Here is a 512-nt window from a genome sequence, read left to right as displayed (position 1 = left end):
TTTGGGCGCAGCCGAACTGGCGCGGAAGCGGAAGCTGTCGTTTCCGGTCTCGAGGATGTGGCAGTGGTGGGTGAGCCGATCGAGCAGTGCGGTGGTCATCTTGGCATCGCCGAACACACCGGCCCATTCGCTGAAGCTGAGGTTGGTGGTGATGATGACGCTGGTGCGCTCGTAGAGTTTGCTGAGCAGGTGGAACAGCAGCGCGCCGCCTGACGCGCTGAACGGCAGGTAGCCCAGCTCGTCGAGGATAAGCAGATCGAGGCGCAGCAGCCGATCGGCGAGCTGACCGGCCTTGTTCATGGCCTTTTCCTGTTCCAGCGCATTGACCAGGTCGACGGTGGCGAAGAAGCGGACCTTCTTGCGGTGATGCTCGACGGCCTGCACGCCGAGCGCAGTGGCAATGTGGGTTTTGCCGGTGCCGGGACCACCGATCAGCACCACGTTGTGGGCGCCGTCGATAAACTCGCCGCGATGGAGCTGGCGGACCATGGCTTCGTTCACCTCGCTGGAGG

General features: G+C 63.5%; 1 protein-coding gene. It reads right to left on the bottom strand.

The genetic code is table 11. The features are described from left to right. On the bottom strand, window positions 1-512 hold a 512-nt coding region (gene istB, locus NN5_RS24885), incomplete at both ends, for an IS21-like element helper ATPase IstB (RefSeq protein ID WP_067739415.1).

This window comes from Novosphingobium naphthalenivorans NBRC 102051 (genome assembly GCF_001590985.1).
Lineage (GTDB): Bacteria > Pseudomonadota > Alphaproteobacteria > Sphingomonadales > Sphingomonadaceae > Novosphingobium > Novosphingobium naphthalenivorans.
Note: the sequence above shows the minus strand (reverse complement) of the source record. Positions and strands in the feature narration are given on the sequence as shown.